Source organism: Pseudomonas sp. W2Jun17 (assembly GCF_023127795.1).
GTDB classification, from domain to species: Bacteria; Pseudomonadota; Gammaproteobacteria; order Pseudomonadales; family Pseudomonadaceae; genus Aquipseudomonas; species Aquipseudomonas synxantha_A.
This window is the reverse complement of sequence record NZ_SPKO01000007.1, coordinates 1-365: the sequence shown is the minus strand read 5'-3', so window position 1 is coordinate 365 and position 365 is coordinate 1. Positions and strand designations below refer to the sequence as shown.

General features: G+C 60.5%; 1 protein-coding gene. It reads right to left on the bottom strand.

Annotated features, from left to right (window positions below):
- Nucleotides 1-365: RHS repeat domain-containing protein (locus E4O98_RS03205; protein WP_248134140.1), on the bottom strand; the 365-nt coding region annotated here is incomplete at both ends.

Below are 365 nucleotides of genomic sequence, written 5' to 3'. Positions count from 1 at the left end.
CGCCGTTCGGTTTTGTGATGGTGATTAACCGATGTTGGCAGTCGTAGCGGTATTCCGTGACGAGTTGATGGCCCTTGCCGCGTCGTTCGCGGATGAGGTTGCCGAAGGCGTCGTAGTCGTAATGGCGGTCGCCCTGGATCATCAGGCGGTTGCCGGCAACGATGTCCGGGCCGGGACGGTCTTGCATCAGCAGGTTGCCCGCCGGGTCGTGGGCGAAGCGTTCCTGGACGTCTTGGGAATGATCGGCGCGGGTTAGCCGGTTAAGCGGGTCGTAGCGATAGTCGTGCTGGCCTTTGCGGGTATCGAGCAGGCAGGTGAGGGTGCCGCTTTTGTCGTAGTCGTATTGGCGTTGGTAGAGGTAGTTT